The organism is Leclercia sp. M50 (assembly GCF_037150775.1).
In the GTDB taxonomy this organism is placed as follows: Bacteria; Pseudomonadota; Gammaproteobacteria; order Enterobacterales; family Enterobacteriaceae; genus Enterobacter.
In genome coordinates this window covers 26,156-32,191 of sequence record NZ_JBBCPK010000054.1, presented here as the reverse complement: position 1 = coordinate 32,191, position 6,036 = coordinate 26,156, and the positions used below count along the sequence as shown (strand labels likewise).

Below are 6,036 nucleotides of genomic sequence, written 5' to 3'. Positions count from 1 at the left end.
ACCACGGCTTACTGTCTTTAACCTGGATGAGCAGCGCTGAGTAACGGCCCACCAGGTTACGTTTGTCAGCGCCCTTAATTTGCTTCCAGCAGCGCTTAAGCAGCTTGTTGACCCGCTTATCCCAGGCTGTCTGCCGGGTAGCGTCCTTCGTCTGGTCGCCTTCGTAAACTTCCGGGTAATCCTCCCAGCAGCCATCAACCATGCGCGTTACCGCGGCGCCAGCGATAGCATTTCGGCGGTACGCCCGGTAGAAGTCATCGAAGCAGAGATCCTGTGGATACCCAAACTCCTGATACAGGCGCTTACGCTTGGTATTACTGGTGCCATTGAACAGAGCGTTGACGTAACGCATCCGCTCGCGGTCGATGCTGGCGTTCGTGGCGAGTTGTTTATTTTCGCTTTCGTTCACGGTTTCCTCCGTCAGCGCGAGCGCACCAACATGCCGGTTGATTGTGGTTCTGATAGTTCGGTGAGCGCGTATACCGCGGCATCAAGCCGGTCAGGTGATTTCTTCGCAGTGGATGGTACGTACTCCATGAACTGGTTCTCTACCTCGTAGAGGCTGCCACGGTGAGCGACCCGGCCCTGCGCATACAGCGCGGAGATAGGTTCTGCACGCGCGTATTTACCCTTACTGGCGTGCACGCGGATGATGCGGCCGCCGAACCCGGCATTGCGTAGCGTGTCCTCCGCCATATCGCCGCCCTGGTTGGTTTCGATGACGATCGCATCAGCTTCATGCTGTTCATAGGCTTCAATGGCTTTGGTAGCCCAGCCGTTAGGCGAATACTTCCCGCTGTAATCCGCATCGAGGCTATATTGCCGCTCATCGCCGGTACCGTAAACGCTGGCGACGGCAATGCCTGATTCGTCACTCTCTTCGCTGTTGGTCGCCTGCGGGTCGATTGCCACGACCGTACGGGCCAGCTCCTGGGTGATCCGCATCGAGTGTGCGGCGCTGATCATCTCCTCGTTCCACAGCGCGCCCTCCGCATTAAAGCGTTTCGGGTTCTGCATGTACTGGGCTTCGGCGGTGCGCCGGTGCGAGAACAGCGATACGCGGTGAGAATCGTTGTGCTTAAACGGCCATAGCCAGCCATCAGGCAGTCCGTGGTCAATCGGGATGGCGTGAGTGTTCTCTGGGTACTGGTCGGCGTATGCCTGGCTGTTGTTGATGAGCACCGGCAGATTCAGGTGATGCCACTTCTCACCGCTGCCGCCCCGCAGCAGGTAGCCGCTCAGGTCGTGGTAGTGAATGCGCTGCATGATGACAATCATCGGCGTCGTCTCGATCGCCAGTCGTGATTTGATTGTCTCGTTAAAGCGGTTGTTGACGCCGTCGCGGACGATCTCAGAGTAAGCGTCATCCGGCTTAACCGGGTCATCAATAATCAGCGCGCCCTGCCAGCCTGGCTCCATATGCCCGGCACGAAAGCCGGTAACCTGCCCGGCAGCTGACGACGCATAAACGCCGCCGCCGTGCTCGGTCCACCACATCGCCTTGCTGTCAGCGTCATCTCGCAGCGACATTGGCCACATCGACTGGTAGGCCTGCGACTTAATCATGCCGCGCGCGGTTGAGGAGTTCAGCAGCGCCAGATTGTGCGAATAGGACAGGTGCATGAACCGGGCCCGGCAGTTAAGCGCCAGCCCGCGGCCCATCATGTTTATAGTCGCCAGTTCCGTCTTCGTGTACCCAGGCGGAACGTTGATGATCAGGCGAGTAATCTCACCATCGATGACGCGGTCCAGCGTCTGCTGAATCACCTTGTGGTGAGGCGCGACAATCATCTTGCCGCCGGTTCGCTGCTTGAAGAAGTAGCGAGCGTAATACAGGCCGTCCTCTTCACACTCTACCCGACGGGCAAATGTTTTTTGCTCAGCAGTCGTCATCCTCCATCATCTCCCGCCGGGCAGCCTTGTACTCTTCTTTGGTCAGCGTAGCCATTTCGATTGGTCCACCGTTCTTGCCTGTATGCTCATGAGTGGCCTGCTCTTTGAAAGCCATCACATCTATGTGCTTCCCGAGCAATTCGAGGTTTTTGACTTTATCCGGCCACTTAATTTTCTTGAGAAGCCCGACCATTTCACGATCTTCCCCGCGGCCTTCAAACATCTCAGCCACATCGAAGCCGCTAAGGTACCGGCGCCATGATGAAGGCCACTCGCTTACTGGCCTTAAGGTCATGTCATCTTTGAGGATGTCGAGCACATCCATCTGGTCTATCTCAACGAGACGATTCAGGACGTATGTCGCATTTATGCCAATCAGATCATTGCGCTGCGCTTTCAGTTCGGCAATTCTGGACTGGATGTCAGGTTTTGACAGGTTTTCGGACGCAGTGCGGTTAGCTGTCTTAGCGCTGTACCCCGCCCGAATAGCCGCTTGTGTGGCGTTTAAATCGATGAGGTACTCTCGACAGAACATGTCCTGTTTTGCGTTGAGTGCCATAAGTGGTCCATATGAACATTGATGAATTGACTAAATTTTGCACCGACGTGAGAAAGGCATTGGAGATGGCTGATGCTGACGACATCCACCATAAGCGAACAAGCTTGAGCATGTCCGATTTCCCCAAGGGTTGCTGTGGCGACACTACTGATTTGTTGGCCTATTTGATTTATGAGCAGTTTGGCGAATTACCTTTAAAACGATCTGGGGTGTATTACAAGCACATGAATCCAGACCCCAGGCTTCAAGATGGCAACAGCCATGCGTGGTTGGAGTTATCAGGGAAAGTTATTGATCTGACAGCTGATCAGTTTAATGACCGAAAATTCTTCAATCCACCAGTTATGATCACGACAGATAAATCATTCCATGGTTTATTTGCTGATAGGGATAGCAGAGTAAATCTGGAAGTCGCCCTCCCACCCACCATAAAGTCTGAACTTAACTGTACTCTCTTCTATGTCAGAGAAAGGCTCAAGTCAGCCGGGTGGTCATTTGATCCTGCTTAAGTACTACGTCATTATGAAGGCCCTACCATGGTGATGGCAATAAAAAGCCCCATTAATTTGGGGCCTTAGAAAATATTCGGACCTGAATTGAGGAGTTAAAATAGTTTTAAGTTTTGAGCAATACGATCAAGAAGAGATTCTAAGCTATCCCTGTCTCCACCAGCCTTTTCATAGCTTTTAAATTGGTCTAAAAATGCTTTCCAGAATACGTTAACATCCTTATTTTCGAATAGACCATCACACATGATCCAGCATTTAACAGCGTGATCATATGCAGAGATAAGATCATTTTTTAGAAAGTAAATACGTGTCGCGTCATGTGTTTGATGAGACATTCCCGGGTGGGCGCTGATCAAATTTCGCGCAATATTATACTGTGGATAGGACCACCTCGGTGGCATTGCCCGTAATGCATCCTTAAGTTCAAGTATTGCATGCTTGAAATTAACTTGAGCTTTCAATGCCTCCTGCTTATGCCATGAATTTAAAGCAAACATAGCAACAATGATTGTACCAACGGCTGCAATGGCGCTTACAGTACTTGCCATCATAGTCCAAAAAGCCCAATTAGAAGCCTCTTTTGCAACAAGCACTGCAGCCAAAGAAATTGAGTCTGAATCCATTTTCACCTCACCATAATAGAGAAGCGATTGTAACCAAATTCATTATCACAGGCACTCAGTGAATGCCTGCTGTAATACCGCGTGGTGATGGCAATAAAAAACCGCCCGGAGGCGGCTGGAATGTGGACGGTTGAAGAAAAGAAAGCTATTCAATGCCAAGTTTTTTCTTAAGCAATGCCTTAAAGATATCTCCACCGACATCTTTAAGCACATCCAATGGAGCATCACTGAAGGATTTTAATTTTTCAAACACTGTTGGGTCCTCAAGTGTCTGTGCAAATGCCATCCCTTCGGCGGTGAGCCGTAAAGTGTGATGGGGAACCTTTTCTATTCCATTCATGTGGTACATCAGCCCAAGAAACTCAGGGTTTCTTCTGAGCTTATAATCGCTGATAAACCCCTGCTCCGCCAACAGATGGTAATGGTGGATACCTTTTGGGGACGTGATGTCATACCCAGCATCATCAAGCTCTTTGGTGTTTACAAAGGGGTCTTCTGTATCCAAGAAAACGCCAAGTAGCCCGCGTAAATAGTCAATGTCGGTTCTCATGAAGCCTCCGTTTTTACGAAGGGGCATTATATCACTCGACTATCGCAGTTTTCCTTAGACTTCCGCAGTTCGCCTGCCACGTTCTGTTATGCGCCAGTACGTCTTTCTTCGTCTGGCGATCCATCACTTCGATGTCGTGCTCAGTGAGGCGAATGACGTTGACCCAGTCGCAGCCGGTATCGATGAGCTCAACCTTTGCGGGTCCAGTTTGCGCGCAGCTCACGATCAACATCGTCATCAGGCATATGGCTAACTGTCTGCTGAACATTGCTGGCCTCCTTGGTTACTTCAACGCGTCGTTCTGCAGCTGCTTTGGTGGCCGCGGCGTTCTCGTCGGTTCGCTGCTTATCGGCTTTGGCTTCTGCCTTCTCCCGGCCACGCATGCTGCCCAGGCCAAAAGCGCCCAGCACCACCAGCAGAGCAGTGACGATAAAAGCCACGATGGCTTTCAGTTTGGTCATAGGCTCACGCGCTCCCGGATCCAGCCATAGGCGAATGATTCGTTAGCCGGGCGCTGCTCTGCCAGTTCCAGATAACGCTGACCCTGGCTGCAGTTCAGTGCGCGGAGCAGTACTGCCTCCCCTTCACTACCGCGTTTCGCCAGGAAGGATTTCAGCGCGCTGATGCTGCGCGGGCCAATCTGACCGTCGGCGATCAGATCGGGATAGAACTGCTGCTGATTGTTGAATACGTTCAGCCAGCGCTGGAACCATTTCACCTGTACCGATGGCCCCATATTCACGCCGGTATCGCAGAGCTCGGCGGCGATGACTGGGGATACAGCTGCAACCTGCTCGAAGCGCGGGCCATACCAGTAATCAGCCTCGAGGATTTCCAGGGCCTGCTCACGGGTCAGGTCGCGCATATCACCGGAATAACCGTGGGCGCGGGCTGTCACCTGGGTAATGCCCCAGTTCGTCGGGCCGCCTTTGTCATCCGGGTGATTCACGTAACCGCCCTCTTTGCCGAGGATGGCGTTGAAGATGTCGTCTTTGGTCATTGCCCGGCCTTCTGGAGAACTTTGGCGAGATTGCCACGGGAGCGCCACACCGCGACGCATATGGTGACGTTCAGCATCAGCTCACCCGGATCCACCTGCAGGTATTTGCCGTAGAGAATGCGGAACGCCGTAAAACCGGCGGCCAGAATCATCAGGTACGCCATCAGCGTTACACCTGGCCTGTGCCGCTTACCGCTTTTACTGAAGAACATCAGCCTGACGACGATCAGAGCACAGATTATGGCGTTTGCATCCAGAATGATGTTATGCCATGTCATTGACCTTCCTCCTCCAGTCCCGGCATCTTCCCCCGTTTTGATTTGGCGAGGATGCGAAGCAGGACTGCGACAGAGATGGAAGCGGAAACCAGCGCGCCGATGTTCGGGGATACTTCAATGCTTACCGGCGGCTGCAACAGGCCAAGGGCGGTGTTAATCACCCCGGCCAGTATCTTCGCCATCGGTACCGAGAAGAAAACCCCGCCGACAAAGCTGATAACGGCGAACAGGAACTGCTTCCACAGTTGGTGTGGATCGGATGTCAGAACGTACATTGCTGCACCGGCCAGCGCGCACAGCATTACGCCGGGCGTTGCCTCGGGGAACAAAGATGCGAACGTCACTCCGATAGTTGCGGACGTGACACCGCCAGCAATGGTTAGAGGTTCAGACATAGGTGGTCCATGTGTAGAGGTCGGGCTCTCGGGATGAATTAACGACGAGACGTATTGATAGTGATTCCCGGAGCCCTGAATAAAAAAGGCGGGTTCTGGTCCGCCAATCGACGGGTGCTGCTTTGCGCTATGCGCTTATAGTCCCAGGTAGGGGGTATTCCAGATACGAAAAAGCCCAAGGCGTTAACCTCGGGCTCTTTTGTGTGATTCGGTCGACAACCAAAGCTAT

The 6,036-nt window shown here is 52.8% G+C and carries 9 protein-coding genes and 1 pseudogene; 1 reads left to right on the top strand and 9 read right to left on the bottom strand.

Annotation, left to right across the window (positions count from 1 at the left end; all coding sequences use genetic code 11):
• From WFM46_RS14360 to WFM46_RS14350, 3 genes and pseudogenes are all read right to left on the bottom strand, one after another.
• Positions 1 to 409 (bottom strand): annotated as a pseudogene (locus tag WFM46_RS14360) (DUF1073 domain-containing protein); the annotation flags it as partial.
• Between the two features lie 11 nt (positions 410 to 420).
• Positions 421 to 1,893: a phage terminase large subunit family protein gene (locus WFM46_RS14355; protein ID WP_336997880.1), complete on the bottom strand. Its 1,473-nt coding sequence runs from the start codon at positions 1,891 to 1,893 to the stop codon at positions 421 to 423.
• Positions 1,880 to 2,452 carry a terminase small subunit gene (locus tag WFM46_RS14350; protein ID WP_336997879.1) on the bottom strand — a complete coding sequence of 191 codons (573 nt, stop codon included), beginning with the start codon at positions 2,450 to 2,452 and terminating at the stop codon, positions 1,880 to 1,882. Before WFM46_RS14350 ends, WFM46_RS14355 begins: the two co-directional genes overlap by 14 nt.
• Positions 2,453 to 2,463: 11 nt before the next feature.
• On the opposite strand from WFM46_RS14350, the gene WFM46_RS14345 reads away from it, so the two are divergent.
• On the top strand, positions 2,464 to 2,961 hold the full coding sequence (locus tag WFM46_RS14345) for a hypothetical protein (RefSeq protein ID WP_336997878.1): 498 nt from the start codon (positions 2,464 to 2,466) through the stop codon (positions 2,959 to 2,961).
• 95 nt (positions 2,962 to 3,056) lie between these two features.
• On the opposite strand, the gene WFM46_RS14340 is transcribed toward WFM46_RS14345, so the two are convergent.
• The 6 genes from WFM46_RS14340 to WFM46_RS14315 all read right to left on the bottom strand — a co-directional run bounded on the left by WFM46_RS14340 (position 3,057) and on the right by WFM46_RS14315 (position 5,807).
• Positions 3,057 to 3,584: a hypothetical protein gene (locus tag WFM46_RS14340; RefSeq protein ID WP_336997877.1), complete on the bottom strand. Its 528-nt coding sequence runs from the start codon at positions 3,582 to 3,584 to the stop codon at positions 3,057 to 3,059.
• Positions 3,585 to 3,729: 145 nt separating this feature from the next.
• A complete protein-coding gene (locus WFM46_RS14335) occupies positions 3,730 to 4,134 on the bottom strand; it encodes a hypothetical protein (protein WP_336997876.1) in 405 nt (134 codons plus the stop codon).
• 188 nt (positions 4,135 to 4,322) lie between these two features.
• A complete protein-coding gene (locus WFM46_RS14330) occupies positions 4,323 to 4,595 on the bottom strand; it encodes a hypothetical protein (protein ID WP_336997875.1) in 273 nt (90 codons plus the stop codon).
• Positions 4,592 to 5,134, bottom strand: a complete 543-nt coding sequence (locus WFM46_RS14325) for a glycoside hydrolase family 108 protein (protein WP_336997874.1) — start codon at positions 5,132 to 5,134, stop codon at positions 4,592 to 4,594. The genes WFM46_RS14330 and WFM46_RS14325 overlap by 4 nt, the downstream gene beginning before the upstream one ends.
• Entirely contained in the window at positions 5,131 to 5,412 is a 282-nt protein-coding gene (locus WFM46_RS14320) for a phage holin family protein (RefSeq protein WP_336997873.1), read from the bottom strand. Before WFM46_RS14320 ends, WFM46_RS14325 begins: the two co-directional genes overlap by 4 nt.
• Entirely contained in the window at positions 5,409 to 5,807 is a 399-nt protein-coding gene (locus WFM46_RS14315; RefSeq protein ID WP_057107418.1) for a putative holin, read from the bottom strand. The genes WFM46_RS14320 and WFM46_RS14315 overlap by 4 nt, the downstream gene beginning before the upstream one ends.
• Between the last annotated feature and the right edge of the window lie 229 nt (positions 5,808 to 6,036).